The 15,562-nt window shown below is 70.4% G+C and carries 12 protein-coding genes and 1 other RNA gene; 8 read left to right on the plus strand and 5 right to left on the minus strand.

Annotated elements, in window-relative coordinates; translation table 11 throughout:
- The first annotated feature begins 150 nt into the window (after positions 1–150).
- The 5 genes from alaS to citZ all read left to right on the plus strand — a co-directional run bounded on the left by alaS (position 151) and on the right by citZ (position 7,833).
- Entirely contained in the window at positions 151–2,931 is a 2,781-nt protein-coding gene (gene alaS, locus EXE48_RS01570) for an alanine--tRNA ligase (RefSeq protein WP_137710629.1), read from the plus strand.
- Between the two features lie 21 nt (positions 2,932–2,952).
- Positions 2,953–3,756 (plus strand): alpha/beta fold hydrolase, encoded by an 804-nt coding sequence (locus EXE48_RS01575; protein WP_121599132.1) that lies wholly within the window; start codon positions 2,953–2,955, stop codon positions 3,754–3,756.
- A gap of 95 nt (positions 3,757–3,851) precedes the next feature.
- Positions 3,852–4,568: a type 1 glutamine amidotransferase gene (locus EXE48_RS01580; protein WP_053771553.1), complete on the plus strand. Its 717-nt coding sequence runs from the start codon at positions 3,852–3,854 to the stop codon at positions 4,566–4,568.
- Positions 4,569–4,662: 94 nt separating this feature from the next.
- Positions 4,663–6,543: a PINc/VapC family ATPase gene (locus tag EXE48_RS01585; protein ID WP_137710630.1), complete on the plus strand. Its 1,881-nt coding sequence runs from the start codon at positions 4,663–4,665 to the stop codon at positions 6,541–6,543.
- 147 nt (positions 6,544–6,690) lie between these two features.
- A complete protein-coding gene (gene citZ, locus EXE48_RS01590) occupies positions 6,691–7,833 on the plus strand; it encodes a citrate synthase (protein ID WP_137710631.1) in 1,143 nt (380 codons plus the stop codon).
- Positions 7,834–7,904: 71 nt separating this feature from the next.
- Here citZ and EXE48_RS01595 read toward each other — a convergent pair whose 3' ends face one another.
- The 3 genes from EXE48_RS01595 to EXE48_RS01605 all read right to left on the minus strand — a co-directional run bounded on the left by EXE48_RS01595 (position 7,905) and on the right by EXE48_RS01605 (position 11,982).
- Positions 7,905–9,140: a digeranylgeranylglycerophospholipid reductase gene (locus EXE48_RS01595; RefSeq protein ID WP_121599130.1), complete on the minus strand. Its 1,236-nt coding sequence runs from the start codon at positions 9,138–9,140 to the stop codon at positions 7,905–7,907.
- A gap of 217 nt (positions 9,141–9,357) precedes the next feature.
- Positions 9,358–10,221 (minus strand): 2-oxoacid:ferredoxin oxidoreductase subunit beta, encoded by an 864-nt coding sequence (locus EXE48_RS01600; protein WP_137704822.1) that lies wholly within the window; start codon positions 10,219–10,221, stop codon positions 9,358–9,360.
- A 3-nt stretch (positions 10,222–10,224) separates the two neighbouring features.
- Positions 10,225–11,982: a 2-oxoacid:acceptor oxidoreductase subunit alpha gene (locus tag EXE48_RS01605; RefSeq protein WP_053771548.1), complete on the minus strand. Its 1,758-nt coding sequence runs from the start codon at positions 11,980–11,982 to the stop codon at positions 10,225–10,227.
- A gap of 426 nt (positions 11,983–12,408) precedes the next feature.
- Between EXE48_RS01605 and EXE48_RS01610 the strand changes: the two genes are divergently transcribed.
- Complete coding sequence (locus EXE48_RS01610) at positions 12,409–13,053, plus strand: FAD-dependent oxidoreductase (protein ID WP_137710632.1); 645 nt, start codon at positions 12,409–12,411, stop codon at positions 13,051–13,053.
- 82 nt (positions 13,054–13,135) lie between these two features.
- On the opposite strand, the gene EXE48_RS01615 is transcribed toward EXE48_RS01610, so the two are convergent.
- On the minus strand, positions 13,136–13,594 hold the full coding sequence (locus EXE48_RS01615; RefSeq protein WP_137710633.1) for a DUF7992 family protein: 459 nt from the start codon (positions 13,592–13,594) through the stop codon (positions 13,136–13,138).
- A 148-nt stretch (positions 13,595–13,742) separates the two neighbouring features.
- Between EXE48_RS01615 and EXE48_RS01620 the strand changes: the two genes are divergently transcribed.
- Positions 13,743–14,156 (plus strand): DUF7548 family protein, encoded by a 414-nt coding sequence (locus EXE48_RS01620; protein WP_053771545.1) that lies wholly within the window; start codon positions 13,743–13,745, stop codon positions 14,154–14,156.
- Positions 14,157–14,256: 100 nt separating this feature from the next.
- Positions 14,257–14,568: signal recognition particle sRNA (gene ffs / locus EXE48_RS01625), an RNA gene on the plus strand.
- A 406-nt stretch (positions 14,569–14,974) separates the two neighbouring features.
- On the opposite strand, the gene EXE48_RS01630 is transcribed toward ffs, so the two are convergent.
- On the minus strand, positions 14,975–15,559 hold the full coding sequence (locus tag EXE48_RS01630) for a GNAT family N-acetyltransferase (RefSeq protein ID WP_053771544.1): 585 nt from the start codon (positions 15,557–15,559) through the stop codon (positions 14,975–14,977).
- Positions 15,560–15,562 lie beyond the last annotated feature (3 nt).

Here is a 15,562-nt window from a genome sequence, read left to right on the forward strand (position 1 = left end):
GAATCCCGACGCGGTCGGCCATTTCCGACCGGTCAGCGGCGTTCCCCCTGAGGACCGTCGGTCGGCGCCGGCTCGCGGCGGCGAACGGCGCGTCGCGGCCGACGAGCGACCCCGGAACCCTTTTGGAGCAACACGGGCCACGATCGTGTAATGAGCGATCTCGAAGCGGAGTACCGTCTCGATTACTTCGAGGAGGAGGGGTTCGAGCGCAAGGAGTGTCCCTCCTGTGGCGCGCACTTCTGGACCCGCGACGCGGAGCGAGAACTCTGCGGCGAGCCGCCCTGTGAGGACTACAGCTTCATCGACGATCCCGGCTTCCCGGAGGCCCGGTCGCTGTCGGAGATGCGCGAGGCGTTCCTCTCCTTCTTCGAGGAGCACGGCCACGAGCGGATCGACCCGTACCCGGTCGCCGCCAACCGCTGGCGCGACGACGTCCTCCTGACCCAGGCGTCCATCTACGACTTCCAGCCGCTCGTCACCTCCGGGCAGACGCCGCCGCCGGCGAACCCCCTCACCATCTCACAGCCCTGTATCCGGATGCAGGACATCGACAACGTCGGCAAGACGGGCCGGCACACGATGGCGTTCGAGATGATGGCCCACCACGCGTTCAACACGCGCGAGGAGGTCGAGGAGGACGAGTACGCCTACCACGGCGAGGTGTACTGGAAAGACGAGACGGTCCGGTACTGCGACGAGCTGTTCGAGAGCCTCGGCGCCGACCTCTCGGAGATCACCTACATCGAGGACCCGTGGGTCGGCGGCGGCAACGCCGGCCCCGCCATCGAGGTCATCTACAAGGGCGCCGAGCTGGCGACGCTCGTCTTCATGTGTATGGAACAGGACCCCGAGGGCGACTACGAGATGAAAGACGGGAACTCGTACTCGTTCATGGACACCTACATCGTCGACACCGGGTACGGGTTAGAGCGGTGGACCTGGATGAGCCAGGGGACCGCGACGGTGTACGAGGCGATCTACCCCGACGCCATCGAGTTCCTGAAGGACAACGCCGGGATCGAACACACCGAGGCGGAACGCGAGATCGTCCACCGCGCCGCGAAGCTCTCCGGGCGGCTCGACATCGACGACGTCGACGACGTGGAGGCCGCCCGCGGCGAGATCGCCGACCGGCTCGACGTCGACGTCGACCGGCTGCGCGAGCTGGTGGAGCCGCTCGAATCGATCTACGCCATCGCCGACCACTCGCGGACGCTCGCGTACATGTTCGGCGACGAGATCGTCCCCTCGAACGTCGGCACTGGCTACCTCGCCCGCATGGTGTTGCGGCGGATGAAGCGGCTCGTCGACGAGGTGGGCGTCGACGCGCCCCTCGACGAGCTGGTCGACATGCAGGCCGACCGCCTCGGCTACGAGAACCGCGACACCATCCGCGAGATCGTCCGCAGCGAGGAGCGGAAGTACGAGCGGACCTTGGAGCGCGGCGCCCGGAAGGTCGAGCAGCTCGCCGACGAGTACGCCGGCACCGGCGAGCCGATCCCGACCGAGGAGCTGCTGGAGCTGTACGACTCCCACGGGATCCAGCCCGACATGGTCGCCGACATCGCCGACGAGCGCGGCGCGACCGTCGACGTGCCCGACGACTTCTACGCGCTCGTCGCCGACCGGCACGAGGAGGGCGACGCCGCGGCGGCGGCCGACGAGCGCGACGAGCGGCTCGCCGACCTCCCCGAGACGGAAAAGCTGTTCTACGACGACCAGGGCCGCACCGAGTTCGAGGCGGTCGTCCTCGACGTGCTCGACGCCGAGGACGGGTACGACGTGGTCTTGGACCAGACGATGTTCTACCCCGAGGGCGGCGGCCAGCCGGCCGACAGGGGCCAGCTGACGGTCGGCGAGACCACCGTCGACGTCACCGACGTCCAGGAGGTCGACGGGGTCGTCCTCCACCGCGCGGACGCGGACCCCGGCAAGGGCGAGTTCGTCACGGGGCAGGTCGACGGCGACCGCCGCGAGCGGCTCCGCGCGCACCACACCGCGACGCACCTCATCGGCCACGCCGCCCGGCAGGTGCTCGGCGACCACGTCCGACAGGCGGGCGCCCAGAAGGGCACGGACTCCGCGCGGCTCGACGTGCGCCACTTCGAGCGCGTCACCCGCGAGGACGTGAAGGCGATCGAGCGCGTCGCGAACGAGCTGATCCGGGACGACGTGCCCGTCCGGCAGGAGTGGCCCGACCGCAACGAGGCGGAGGCCGAGCACGGCTTCGACCTGTACCAAGGCGGCGTCCCGCCGGGAACGAACGTCCGCCTGATCCACGTCGGCGACGCGGACGTCCAGGCCTGCGCCGGCACCCACGTCGACCGGACCGGCGAGATCGGCGCCGTGAAGGTGCTGAAGACGGAGCCCGTCCAGGACGGCGTCGAGCGGATCGCCTTCGCGGCCGGCGCCGCGGCGGTCGAGGCGACCCAGCGCACCGAGGACGCGCTGTACGACGCGGCCGAGGTGTTGGACGTCGACCCCCTCGACGTGCCCGACACCGCCGAGCGCTTCTTCGAGGAGTGGAAGGCGCGGGGGAAGGAGATCGAGTCGCTCAAAGAGGAGCTGGCGACCGCGCGCGCGTCGGGCGGCGCCGACGCCGAGGAGGTCGAGGTCGCCGGGACGACGGCGGTGATCCAGCGGCTCGACGGCGACGCCGACGAGCTGCGCGCGACCGCGAACGCCCACGTCGACGGCGGGAAGGTCGCGGTGATCGGCAGCGGCGCCGACGGCTCCGCGAGCTTCGTCGTCGGCGTCCCGGACGGCGTCGACGTGAACGCCGGACAGGTCGTCTCGGAGCTCGCCGGCCGCGTGGGCGGCGGGGGCGGCGGCCCGCCGGACTTCGCGCAGGGCGGCGGTCCGGACGCGGACGCGCTGGACGACGCGCTCGACGCGGCGCCGGACGTCCTTCGCAACCTCCAAGAGGCCTGACGGCCCCACACGGACTCCACCATGCCCCACGCGACCAACGCCGGCGTCGAGATCCGCTACGAGGTCGACGCGCCCGACGCGGGCGACTCCGGCGAGGCGGTCGTGTTCTGCGGCGACGTCGGCCTCGGCGCGTGGCAGTTCGGCTGGCAACACGCCGCGCTGACGGGCCCGCACACGGTCGTCACGCCGGAGACGCGCGGCGTCGGCCGGTCGGACGCCCCGCCCGCCCCCTACGGGGTCGAGGCGCTCGCGGCCGACCTCGACGCGGTCTGTGCGGCCGAGGGGATCCGCAACGCCCACCTCGTCGGTTACGGCCTCGGCGGGATGGTCGCGCTGACGGCGGCGCTGGCCTCCTCGCGGCCGGCGAGCCTCGCCCTGATCGGGACGCCGCCCGCGGGCGACGCGTACAACCCCGCCGGCGTCTGGGCCGACCCGAGCGACCCGGCCGCGGTCGAGGGGTCGCTCTCCGGGCTGCTCTCGCCCGACTTCCGGGAGGCGCACCCGGACGCGCTCTCGCGGATCGCGGAGTGGCGCCTCGCCGAGGACGCCGACCGCGAGACGTACGCGGCCCACCGCGCCGCGGTCGAGGGGTTCGACCTGACCGACGACCTCTTCGAGGTCACGACCCCGGCCTTGGTCGTCCACGGGACCGACGACACCGCCTGCCCGGTCACGGCCGGCGAGACGCTCGCCGAGGGGCTCCCGCGCGGGGAGTTCCACTCGATCGAGGGCGCCCGACACCTCGTCGGCGTCGAGGCGTCGGCCGCGGTCAACGACCTGCTCGTCGGGTGGCTCGCCGAACACGCGGGCGACCCGTTCGCGTAGGGCCGCGCGTCGGCGAGCGAGCGCGGCGTCCGCGTCGGCGGCCGGCACGTCCGGCGCCGCAACCGTTTTGTGACTCTCGGCTCTCCGTTCGGTCGATGACCCGCCTCCGGTTCGCCCTGTTGAACGCCGCCCACGACGGCGCGAACACCCGTCGGAACTTCCGCCGCGAGATCGACGCCGACCTCGTCGAGTTCGACGCCGTCGACGGCGACCTCCCCGACCACACCGAGTTCGACGGCGTCGTCGTGACCGGATCGCGCTCGTCGGTCTACTGGGACGAGGCGTGGATCCCCCCGCTCGTCGACTACGTCGCCGAGGCGGCCGACGCCGGCGTCCCGGTCCTCGGCGTCTGCTACGGCCATCAGGTGCTCGCGGAGGCGCTCGGCGGCCGCGTCGCCGGGATGGACGGCTTCGAGATCGGCTACAACGAGATCCGGCAGGTGCGCGACGACCCGCTGTTCGAGGGGATCGGCGAGTCGTTCACGGCCTTCACGACCCACGGCGACGCGGTGGTCGAACTGCCGCCGTCCGCCACGCTGCTGGCCGAGAACGACCGCGGCGTCCACGCGTTCCGCGACGGGCACTGCTGGGGCGTCCAGTTCCACCCCGAGTACGACGTCGAGACCGCCCGCGACGTGACGGACGGCAAGCGGGACCAGATCGGCGACGCCCGCGTGGACGCCGTCCTGGAAGCGATCACCCCCGAGGCGTACGACGCCGCCTGCGAGGCGAAGGCGCTGTTCGAGAACTTCACCGCCTCCGCCGAGCGGCTGGCGGCCGAGCGCGCGGACGCCGCCGCCGCGGACGACTGACCGGGACGGGCGGCCGCGGTCGGTCTCTTCCTCCCCGTCGCCGACGCGGCCCCCGGTCGAACACGCTTATACGGTTCCCGTCCCGAACCTCGGTATGAACGTAGTACCGGACACGAGCGCGGTCGTCGACGGCCGCGTGTCCGAACGCGTCGCGGACGGGACCTACGAGTCGGTCGCCGTGTTCGTCCCGGAGGCGGTCGTCGGCGAGCTCGAGTCGCAGGCGAACGACGGGCTCGAATCGGGCTGGGACGGGCTGAGCGAGCTGAAGCGGCTCGCCGACTACGCCGACGACGGGCGGATCGAGCTGCGGTACGTCGGCGAGCGCGCGAGCGGCGACGCCCGCTCGAACGCCCACGAGGGCGACGTGGACGCGCTGATCCGCGACCTGGCCGCCGACCACGACGCGACGCTGCTGTCGAGCGACGTGGTCCAGGCCGAGGTCGCCCGCGCGAAGGGGCTCGACGTCGAGTACGTCGAGCCGGTCGCCCGCGGCGTCGTCGACGAGCTCCCGATACAGGACTTCTTCACCGACGAGACGATGTCGGTACACCTCAAGACGGGGACCGTCCCGAAGGCGAAGCGCGGGAGCCTCGGCGAGATGCGCTACGTCGAGATCGCCGACGAGCCGAGCGAGGAGGCCCAGATGCGCGAGTGGGCCAACTCGATCGTCGACCTGGCCCGCCAGTCGAACGAGGGCTTCATCGAGCTCTCGGACGACGGGATGGACATCGTCCAGTTCCGCAACTACCGGATCGCGGTCGCCCGGCCGCCGTTCGCGGACGGCATCGAGATCACGGCGGTCAGACCGATCGCGAAGACGAGCCTCGACGACTACGAGTTCGCCGATGAGCTCCGCGAGCGGCTCAAAGAGCGCAAGCGCGGCGTGCTCATCTCCGGGTCGCCCGGGGCCGGGAAGTCGACGTTCGCGCAGGCGGTCGCCGAGTTCCTGAACGACAGCGACTACGCGGTGAAGACGATGGAGAAGCCGCGAGACCTCCAGGTCGGTCCGGAGATCACGCAGTACGGCGCGCTCGGCGGCGCGATGGAGAACACCGCCGACTCGCTCCTCTTGGTCCGCCCCGACTACACCATCTACGACGAGGTCCGGAAGACGAACGACTTCGAGGTGTTCTCGGACATGCGGATGGCCGGCGTCGGGATGGTCGGCGTCGTCCACGCCTCCCGCGCCATCGACGCGCTCCAGCGGCTCGTCGGCCGCGTCGAGCTCGGGATGATACCTCAGATCGTCGACACCGTCGTCTACATCGAGGCCGGCGAGGTCCACACCGTCTACGACGTGACCACCGAGGTGAAGGTGCCGGCCGGACTCACGGCCGAGGACCTCGCCCGCCCGGTCATCCAGGTGTCGAACTTCGAGACGGGCCGGCCCGAGTACGAGATCTACACGTTCAACCGCCAGGTCGTCACGGTGCCGCTGAACGAGGACGGCGGCGAGGCGAACGGGGACTCCGGCGTCGGCCGCATCGCGAAAAAGGAGATCGAACGCGAGATCAAGTCGGTCGCGCACGGCCACGTCGACGTGGAGCTCAACGGTGACGACGAGGCGGTCGTCTACGTCACCGAGGGCGACATCGGCACGGTGATCGGGAAGGGCGGCGGCCGCATCGCCGACATCGAGAACCGCCTCGGGATCGACATCGACGTCCGGACGCACGACGAGAAGCCCGGCGGGTCGGGCCCGGGCGGCGCCGCCGACAACGGTCGCGGCGACGGGCAGGTCGGCGCCGAGCGCGGCACGGTGGTCGCGCCGGAGATCACCTCGCGTCACGTCGTCATCGACGTCGACGACGGCGTCGGCGAGACGGTGGAGGTGCGCGCCGACGGCGAGTACCTCTTCACCGCCACCGTCGGCCGCGGCGGCGAGGTCCAGGTCTCCCGCGGCTCCGCCATCGCCGAGGAACTGGAGGACGCGATCGATCGGAACCGCACGGTGACGGTCGTTCCGGCGCGGTAAGCGAGGCCGTCCCCGGTCGGTCGCGCCGCGAGCCGAACGTTTCCGAACGCTGTCACGTCGTCGGACGACGCGGCGGGGTACCACGATCGTCGTATCGTATCCCTCCTGAAAGATAACGCTTTTTTGACGGCCTTGACAACTCGGGGTATGGCAGATGAGTTAAAACGCGGGCTCGAGGGCGTCCTCGTCGCGGAGTCGGATCTGAGCTACGTCGACGGCGAGGTCGGAAAGCTCGTGTATCGGGGGTACGACATCGAGGACCTCGCGCGCGGCGCGAGCTACGAGGAGGTGCTGTACCTGCTGTGGCACGGTTCGCTCCCCGGCGCCGCGGAGCTCGACTCGTTCGCCGCCGACCTCGCGGCGGAGCGCGAGGTGAACGACGACGTCATCGAGACGGTCCGCGCGCTCGCGGACGCCGGCGAGCGGCCGATGGCCGCGCTCCGGACCGCGACGTCGATGCTGTCGGCGTACGACCCCGACGCCGAGGGCGACGGCGGCGAGGCCACCCTCCGTCAGGGCCGCCGGATCACGGCGAAGATCCCGACGGTCCTCGCCGCGTTCGAGCGCGTCCGTCAGGGCGAGGAGCCGGTCGCCCCCGACCCCGACCTCTCGCACGCCGGGAACTTCCTCTACATGCTCACCGGGACCGAGCCCGACGCCGTGAGCGAGGAGACGTTCGACATGGCGCTCACGCTCCACGCCGACCACGGGCTCAACGCCTCCACGTTCACCGCGATGGTGATCGGCTCGACGATGGCCGACGTCTACTCTGGCGTCACCGGCGGCATCGGCGCGCTCTCCGGCCCCCTCCACGGCGGGGCCAATCAGGACGTGATGGAGGTGCTCCACGAGATCGACGCCTCCGCGAAGGACCCCGTCCAGTGGGTGAAAGACCGGCAGGACGACGGCGGCCGTATCCCCGGGTTCGGGCACCGCGTCTACAAGGTGAAAGACCCGCGCGCGAAGATCCTCGAAGAGAAGCTCCGCGACCTCGCCGAGTCGTCCGGCGACACGAAGTGGCTCGACTACACCACCGCCATCGAGGAGTACCTCACCGACCAGGGGCTCGTCGAGAAGGGGATCGCCCCGAACGTCGACTTCTACTCCGGCTCCGTCTACGACTCGCTCGGCATCCCGCTCGACATGTACACGCCCATCTTCGCGATGAGCCGCGTCGGCGGGTGGATCGCTCATGTCGCCGAGTACCAGGAGGACAACCGCCTCATTCGCCCGCGCGCGCGGTACACCGGCCCCGAGGACGCCGAGTTCGTCCCCGTCGACGAGCGATAGCGACCGCGCCCGACGCGGTCCGTCGCCCGACGCACTTTTCGCCTTCGGCGTCGCGGACTCTCCGACGCGTCTCAGACGTCGAGTCGCTCGCGGGCGAACTTCGTGAGCAGCGGGATGTCGTCGAGGTGAAGCAGCTTTGCCATCGCGCGCTTGTCGCCCTGGTTCGCCCGTTCGAGGGTGTTCTCCTCCGCCTCCTTGAGGTCGCGCATGAACCGGTCGTAGCGCTCGTTGGGCGCCAGGTACAGCAGCCGCGTGAGCATCAGCCGCGCCTTCATCCGCGGGGCCACGTCGCGGTGCCACAGCCGCTCGTACACCGCGAGGCTCTCGGCGTCGAGGCGACGCTCCGAGTCCGTGAGGCATCGGTCGACGGTGGCCGCCGCGGCGCGGGCGGACTTCATGCCCTTGTGGATCCCCTCGCCCCACAGCGGGTCGATGGTCGGCACGGTGTCGCCGATCGCGAGGAAGCGGTCCGTGTGCATCTCGTCGGGCATCTGGATGTGTGCGGAGCCGCGGTGGACCTTCCCGTCGATGCGCTCGGCGTCGGCGAACCGCGGGTCGCGGCTCACCCAGTCGTCGAGGTAGCCGTCGACGGTCTTGCCCGCCTCGGCGAACTCGCGGTGGCGGTCGTTCTGGATGTAACAGATGCCCACCTTCGCGGTGTCCTCGCCGGTCGCGAAGATCCACGAGTAGCCGCCCGGCGCGATGTCGTGGTCCAGGCGGAGCATCATCGCCCGTCGGAGATCCGCGTACTCCGGGTGGTTCATCTCGACGCCCTCCATCTCGTACTCGATGCCGATCGCCTGGTTCTCGCGTTCGAGGTCGACGACGTCGAGCGCGCTCGCGAGGGGCGCGGCCGGGCCGGTCGCGTCGATCACCACGTCGGCGTACAGCTCCTCGTCGCCGTTGTACCGCACCCCCTCGATGACGCCGTCGTCGTCGAGGATCGGTCGGGAGACGCGCGCGTCGAATCGGTACTCGGCGCCGTTCTCGCGGCCGTCCTCGACGAGGAACCGCTTGAACTCCGCGAACTCCAACACCGCTCCGGGCTGGTAGCTCTCGTAGTACTCGTTTGGCGACTCCAGCACCACGTCGTCGGTGTAGGACATCACGACGTCGTCGGGGATCCCGAACGAGGACATCATCGACGGGAACGTGCCGGCGGTCGACTTGTTGCTCTGTCGCGGGAACTCGTCTTCCGACTCCGTCTCTAAGACGACGACGTCGTAGTCGCGCGTCGCCAGGTCGCGGGCGCACTGCGCGCCCGCCGGCCCGGCGCCGGCGATAGCGACGTCGTAGCGATCAACCATACACGCCAGTTGCGGACCCTCCTAATTAGGCTTGCTGAAACCCGACGGAAAATACGTGCGAACCCGCTCGTTCGCCCGGTTTTGGCCGTCGAGAGAGGTCGGAATGCGGGCGGGTTCGACGGGCGTTCGAAGTCGGCTCCGACCCTCCGATCGCGGGGGGAGGCGGACCCGTTCGCGAGGGTCGGTCCGTGGCCCGGCGGCGGGCCCGCGACCCGGCTCAGTAGAACTCGCGGACGAGGTCGGTCGCGCCCTCGGGGGCGCCGTCCGGGAGCACGGACATGTCCTCGTCGACGCCGTGCTGCTCGTGGTACGGCACCGACGACTCGTCCCTGTAGATGACGCCCTGGTGTTCCTTCTCGTTGTCGAGGATGACGTCCTTCGCCGCCTCGCGGTCGGTCGGGTCGTGGTCCGCCTCCTTCAGGTCGACCAGCGAGTCGCGGAAGTAGTCGTAGGTGTCGACGTCGTTGAAGGTGACGCACGGCGAGTAGACGTTGACGAAGCCGAACCCGTCGTGCTCGATGGCCTCCTGGATGATCTCCTGGTGGCGGAGCGCGTCCGAGGAGAACGACTGCGCGATGAACGTGGCGCCCGAGGCGAGCGCCAGCGCGTGCGGGTTGACCGGGGGCTGTTTCGGGCCCTCGGGGCTCGTCGACGTCTCGAAGTCCTCGCGGGAGGTCGGGGAGGCCTGCCCCTTCGTCAGCCCGTAGATGCGGTTGTCCATCACGACGTACGTCATGTCGACGTTGCGCCGGACGGCGTGGACGAAGTGGCCCGCGCCGATGGAGTAGCCGTCGCCGTCGCCGCCGGCGACCATCACTTCGATGTCGGGCCGGGCCATCTTGACGCCGGTCCCGACGGGGAGCGCGCGCCCGTGAACGCCGTGGAGCGCGTAGCTGTGCATGTACGTGCCGATCTTCCCGGAACAGCCGATGCCGGCGACGACGAAGGTGTTGTCGGGGTCGTTCCCCGTCTCCGCGAGCGCCTTCATCATCCCGTTCATCGTCCCGAAGTCGCCGCATCCCGGGCACCACGTCGGCTGCTTGTCGGACTTGAAGTCGGTGAATCGAATGTCTGAGCTCATTGGTTACGCCTCCACCCCCGCTTCGAGGGTCGACTTGATCTCCGCTGCGAGTTCGTCGGCCTTGAACCGCACGCCGTTGTACTTGTTCACGCGGTCGACCCGTTCGAGCACGTCGTGCTCGACGAGGTCCGCGAACTGCCCCTGCTCGTTACACTCGACGACGACCGTCGTCTCGGCCGCCGCCACGTCCTCAGAGAGGTCCGGTCGCGGGAAGATGTACGGGACCGAGAGGACCCGCACGTCCTGGCCCTCCTCGTCGAGGATGTCGACCGCCTCGGCGAGCGCGCCTTCGTTCGACCCCCAGGTGATGACGAGGTCGTCGGCGTCCGCGTCGCCGAACTCGCGCGGGCTCCAGTCCTCGCGCTCGCGGGCCGTCTCCACCTTCCGGTTGCGCTTGTCGACCTGCGCGACTCGCATCTCGGTGTCCTCGGTCCGGCGGCCCTGCTCGTCGTGTTCGAGGCCGGTGGACATGTGCGCGCCGTCGGCCGTGCCGGGGAACGCCCGCGGCGAGATCCCGTCGTCGGTGATCTCGTGGGGCTGGAAGCCGCCCGAGTCGCTCATGTGGTCGTCGATCGTCGTCTCGTCGACGACGTTCCCGCGGTCGACCTCCACCTCGTCCATGTCGAAGGTGTCCGGGGAGAACGTCTGCTCGGTGACCGCCATCGAGAGGTCGGCGGTGAGGTAGACGGGGACCTGGTACTTCTCGGCGAGGTTGAACGCCTCGACCGTCTTCCAGAAGCACTCGTCGATGGTGGTCGGCGCGAGGACGAACCGCGGCACCTCGCCGTGGCCGCCGTACAGCATCTGGTTCAGGTCGCCCTGCTCCTGTTTCGTCGGCATCCCCGTCGAGGGGCCCGAGCGCATCACGTTACAGATGACGAGCGGCGTCTCCGAGGTGGCGATGAGCCCGAACGTCTCGGTCATCAGGTCGATCCCCGGCCCGGAGGTCGCCGTCATCGCGCGGGCGCCGCCGCGGGCCGCGCCGAGCGCCATGTTGATCGCCGACAGCTCGTCTTCCGCCTGGACGACGTGGCCGCCGTACCGCTCGATGCGGCCGGTGAGGTACGTCATCACGTCGGTCGCGGGCGTGATCGGGTAGCCGGCGTAGAAGCGGCAGCCGGCCGCGATGGCGCCCATGCCGATCGCCTCGTCGCCGTTGAGGAGGACGTAGTCCTCGTCGGTGGTCTCCAGCGAGTAGTCGAACTCGTGGTCGTACTCCTCGGCGACGTACGACTGCCCCGCGCGGGCGGCCTCCTTGTTGTTGTCGACGAGCTTCTGTCCCTTGTCCTTGAACCGCTTCTCCAGCGCCGAGTCGAGGTTCTCGATGGGGAACTCCGCAACCTCGCAGGCGGCGCCGAGCGCGACGACGTTCCGCATGATCGCCCCGCCGGCCTCCTCGGCCAGGCTCTTGAGCGGCACGTCGAGGCCGATCATCCCCTCGGGAATCTCGACGTCCTGCATCGTCGTCCGCTCGCCGTCGTAGATGATCACCGACCCCTCGTGGAGCTCGTCGAGGTTCTCCTCGATCGTCCGGGGCGTCAACGCGATGAGCACGTCGAGTCGGTCAACGACGCTCTGTACCTTGTCGACGGAGGTCCGCACCTTGTAGGCGGTGTACCCGCCTCGGATCCGCGATGCGAAGTCCTTCGACGTGAACACGTGCCGACCCGCGCGGGAAAGCGCCTGTGCGAAGATCTTCCCCGTCGAGTCGATGCCGTCGCCGGCCTCCCCGCCGACAGCCCAGTTGAAATCCGCAGCCATGTGCTATGAGCAAGGTTCCGGCGGACTCATCAAAAGGCTTCTGGAAGGAGCCACCGAGGCGTTTCTGGACGAACGTGGCCGCTCTCGCGAATATTGTCGCCTCTAAGCTGCTATATCGGATTTAAATGGAGTATAATCAAACATACGTTCACCATATTCCTCACGATCGACCCTTCGCGTCGGACCGGTTTTCGACGACCGTCGAATACTCTCGGTCGGGGCCGGCCCCCGCGACGCCGCGACGGGCCGTCGCGTCAGCGAGGTGAGTGCGTCGCGTCGGCGCGGCGAGAACGTCGACTCGGACGGACGAGCGCGTCCGCGCTGCCCCGGACGCGTCGGTTGAGGCGCCCCGCCGGAACCGGTTTCGACACGGGCAGGACCGACGCCGACGGGAAGGCGTTTGTGTCTCCCCCGCCGATCCGAAGTATGGACACGACAGCGACGGTCGAGTCGGTCGAGTCGGTCGGGCCCGACACGTACGCCCTCCGCTTCACCGCGCCCGAGGGGTTCACGGCCGAACCCGGACAGTTCGTGAAGCTCGGCACCGAGATCGACGGCGAGTCGGTCGCCCGCTTCTACACCCTCTCGTCGCCCCGCGTCGGCGAGGCGTTCGAGGTCACGGTCGGGATCGACCCCGACGAGGGCGGCGACTTCTCGGCGTTCCTCTCGGACGCCGAGGCCGGCACCGAGATGACCCTCTCCGGCCCGTTCGGCGACCAGCACTACGACGGCGAGCCCCGCGCCGTCGTGATCGCGGGGGGTCCCGGGGTCGGCCCCGCGGTCGCCATCGCGGAGCGCGCGCTCGACGAGGGCGCCGAGGCCGCGGTCGTCTACCGCGACGACGACGTCGCCCACGCCGACCGGATCGACACGCTCCGCGAGCGCGGCGCCGCGGTCCGCCTCCTCGACGCGGACGAGCCCCTGACCGACGCCGTCGCCGACGTGCTCACCGGGACGACCGGGGAGACGGTGTTCGTCTACGGGTTCGCCGACCTCGTCGCGGACGCGGAGACCGCGGTCGACGCGGCCGGCGGCGACGCCGACGCCGCGAAGGTCGAGAACTTCGGGTAGTCGCGGCTGCCCGGACGGCGCCCTCCCGCGTACGCTCCCCGCCGGTGCTGCCGCGCTTTAGCCACCCCGCGCGAGCCGCCGGCTACGTCTCGAAGTCGGGCAGGTCGTCCGGCGCCTCGAAGTCGGCCTCCCAGTCGATGTACTCCTCTTTGAGCGTCTCACAGACGATCTGTCCCAGCTCCGTGAGCCCGGCGTTGATTGCGGAGACGGTGCCCCACGAGTCGAGGTCGGGATGGAGGTCGCGCTCCTTCCAGTCCTCGGGGAGTCCCGGCGCGTGGTAGCCGACGCGGTCGGCGAAGTCGTCCCAGAAGAAGTCGAACCGGGAGACTAGACCGAGGTCGACGGCGATCCGCCAGTCGTCTTCGTCCATGTCGCTGCCGGCGGCCCACTCCCCGAACGCCTCCTCCCACGCGCCCTCGCGCAGGAACGCCTCGAGCTCGTCGCGGCGGTACTCGCCGCCCGCCACCTCGGCGTCCTCGTACTCGTTCGGGTCGACGGCGGCGAGTTCGGGGGGGTCCGGCGGCTCGACGTCGAGTGTCATGCCATACGATGGGCGCCGATGAGCCAAAACCCTACGGGAACGGGGCGCACCGAGCCGCCCTCCTCTATCGCGCGTCGCGTCGGCCCGCCCCGCCGGCCCGCCGCGACCGATCCGGTCCTTTTACCGCGGCGCCGTCCCGAGGGTCGGTATGGACCTCCGCGCCGTCTCGCGTCGGGTCGGGATCGCCGCCGCCGTGGTCACCGTCGTCGCGCTCGTCGCGCCGTACGCGCTCATCACGGGGCCGGAGTACACGTCGCAGCTGGCGACGTACTACGCCTCCGGCGTCGTCGGCTGGGGCGGGATCGCGCTGTTCGCGCTGCTGTCCGCGGTCGTCATCGCCTCCGTCGAACGCGGGAACGTCGACCCCGGAACGCTCGCGGGCGTGGCGGTCGTCCTCGGCGTCGCCACGACCGCGAGCGCCGCGAGCTGGGCGCTGGCCGTCGAGCCGAGCCCGGTGTTCCGCGACCACCTCTGGCTCGTGTGGCACGCGCGCGCCGTCGTCGCGCTCTCCGTCCCCGTCCCGCTCGCCGCCGCGGCGTACGCTCGTGGCCTGCTGACGTAGTCGCGCCCCCGGCTCCGCGACGGCTCGCCCCGCCCCGCCCTGACCCGCCTCGACGGCGCCCGCCGAACGAAAGGCCCTTATGCCGCACCCGAATATCGTCGAACGGACTAGGTCGGGCGGTTAGGCCCCGCTCGTAACCCGTGAGGCAGTCTTCAGCGGGGACCGAACAGCGGGCACGTCCGGTCAGACCGGCGCGGGCCCCGAGAGCCAACGTGGAAGCCTCGTCCGCCGGGGACAGCGGTCCGTGGCGCCCGCTCGCAGGAGCGGTCCGTCGCGGTTCGTCGGCGACACCGGGTCAGGCGCGGAAGCGAGCAGCCCACCGCCGGACGCCCGTCGCTCGTCGGGTCGCGGGGTGGAGGAGGCAATCGGGATACCCCGTGACGGAACGTCGGGCTACCCCGCCTGTCCGCCATTCATACTTCGTTTCGTTCGAGGAGTGGCGACGCTGCGGCGTTCCGTTCGTCGGTGTGAGCGCCGATACCACGACCGCGAACACCGCCGAAGCCCCAGTCGCTCGGCGATGCGGACCCGACACTACCGGACCGAACCACTCCGAAGCCCCGGTCGCGAGGCCGGCGCACGCTCGCTGTGCTCCTCAGTCGTTCGCTTCGCTCACTCCTTGCGGTGCTTGCGTCGCGTGCGCCGGCCTCGCGACTGGGGCTTCGAGTCCCGCCCCCGCACCGCACGGCACCTCACGCCTCCCCAGCCTCGCGGCTCCCTACGGTCGCCGCGTCCCTCGCGCGTGCTCCTCGCGGTCGCCGAGGGCGGCCGCTCGCCGGCACGCGCCACCGCGACCTCAAAAGCAGTTGTATCGCGACTCAGCGACCGGTGTCGTACTTGTACGTCGCCGAGTCCGGGTCGATGCCGAAGTCCTCGGCGGACTCCTCGGGCTCGTCGTCGCCGGTCGGCTCGGCGTCTTTGAACGCCTTCCGGAGGGCACTCGGCATCTCGAAGGCGTCGACGGCCAGTTCGAGGCCGACGACCCCGCCCCCGAGGAACTCCCGCTTCTCCGTCAGGCGGTCCGAGAGCGCGGGCGGGAGGTCGTCGGTGTCGACGCGCTCGAACCCGAACTGCGCGAGGTAGTCGGGCTGGTCGGTGAGGACGTACACCGTCTCGAACCCGTCCGCGGCCGCGGTGTCGACGAGGCGCTCGACGACGTGCGCCCCGACGCCGCGCCGGCGCCACTCCGGGAGGACGCCGATGCCGGTGAGCTCGATCCGGTTGGCCTCGTCCTCGTCGCCGCGGTGGAGGCGGAGGCGGCCGAACCCCGCCCGGTCGCCGGACTCCTCGTCGACCGCGATCACGTAGTCCCGCGACCGGAAGGCGACGTCGTCGAGCCCCAGCTGCTCGATGGCGTCCAACAACCACGCCTCGTCACGGTTTTTGGCGTCGCGGACGTACATGAA

It is taken from the genome of Halorubrum sp. ASP1, from assembly GCF_005435135.1.
Classification (GTDB): domain Archaea; phylum Halobacteriota; class Halobacteria; order Halobacteriales; family Haloferacaceae; genus Halorubrum; species Halorubrum tropicale.

Coding starts and splice junctions, on each gene's coding strand:
- alaS (WP_137710629.1), top strand. CDS start 151: ATGAGCGATCTCGAAGCGGAGTACCGTCTCGATTACTTCGAGGAGGAG.
- EXE48_RS01575 (WP_121599132.1), top strand. CDS start 2,953: ATGCCCCACGCGACCAACGCCGGCGTCGAGATCCGCTACGAGGTCGAC.
- EXE48_RS01580 (WP_053771553.1), top strand. CDS start 3,852: ATGACCCGCCTCCGGTTCGCCCTGTTGAACGCCGCCCACGACGGCGCG.
- EXE48_RS01585 (WP_137710630.1), top strand. CDS start 4,663: ATGAACGTAGTACCGGACACGAGCGCGGTCGTCGACGGCCGCGTGTCC.
- citZ (WP_137710631.1), top strand. CDS start 6,691: ATGGCAGATGAGTTAAAACGCGGGCTCGAGGGCGTCCTCGTCGCGGAG.
- EXE48_RS01595 (WP_121599130.1), bottom strand. CDS start 9,140: ATGGTTGATCGCTACGACGTCGCTATCGCCGGCGCCGGGCCGGCGGGC.
- EXE48_RS01600 (WP_137704822.1), bottom strand. CDS start 10,221: ATGAGCTCAGACATTCGATTCACCGACTTCAAGTCCGACAAGCAGCCG.
- EXE48_RS01605 (WP_053771548.1), bottom strand. CDS start 11,982: ATGGCTGCGGATTTCAACTGGGCTGTCGGCGGGGAGGCCGGCGACGGC.
- EXE48_RS01610 (WP_137710632.1), top strand. CDS start 12,409: ATGGACACGACAGCGACGGTCGAGTCGGTCGAGTCGGTCGGGCCCGAC.
- EXE48_RS01615 (WP_137710633.1), bottom strand. CDS start 13,594: ATGACACTCGACGTCGAGCCGCCGGACCCCCCCGAACTCGCCGCCGTC.
- EXE48_RS01620 (WP_053771545.1), top strand. CDS start 13,743: ATGGACCTCCGCGCCGTCTCGCGTCGGGTCGGGATCGCCGCCGCCGTG.
- EXE48_RS01630 (WP_053771544.1), bottom strand. CDS start 15,559: ATGTACGTCCGCGACGCCAAAAACCGTGACGAGGCGTGGTTGTTGGAC.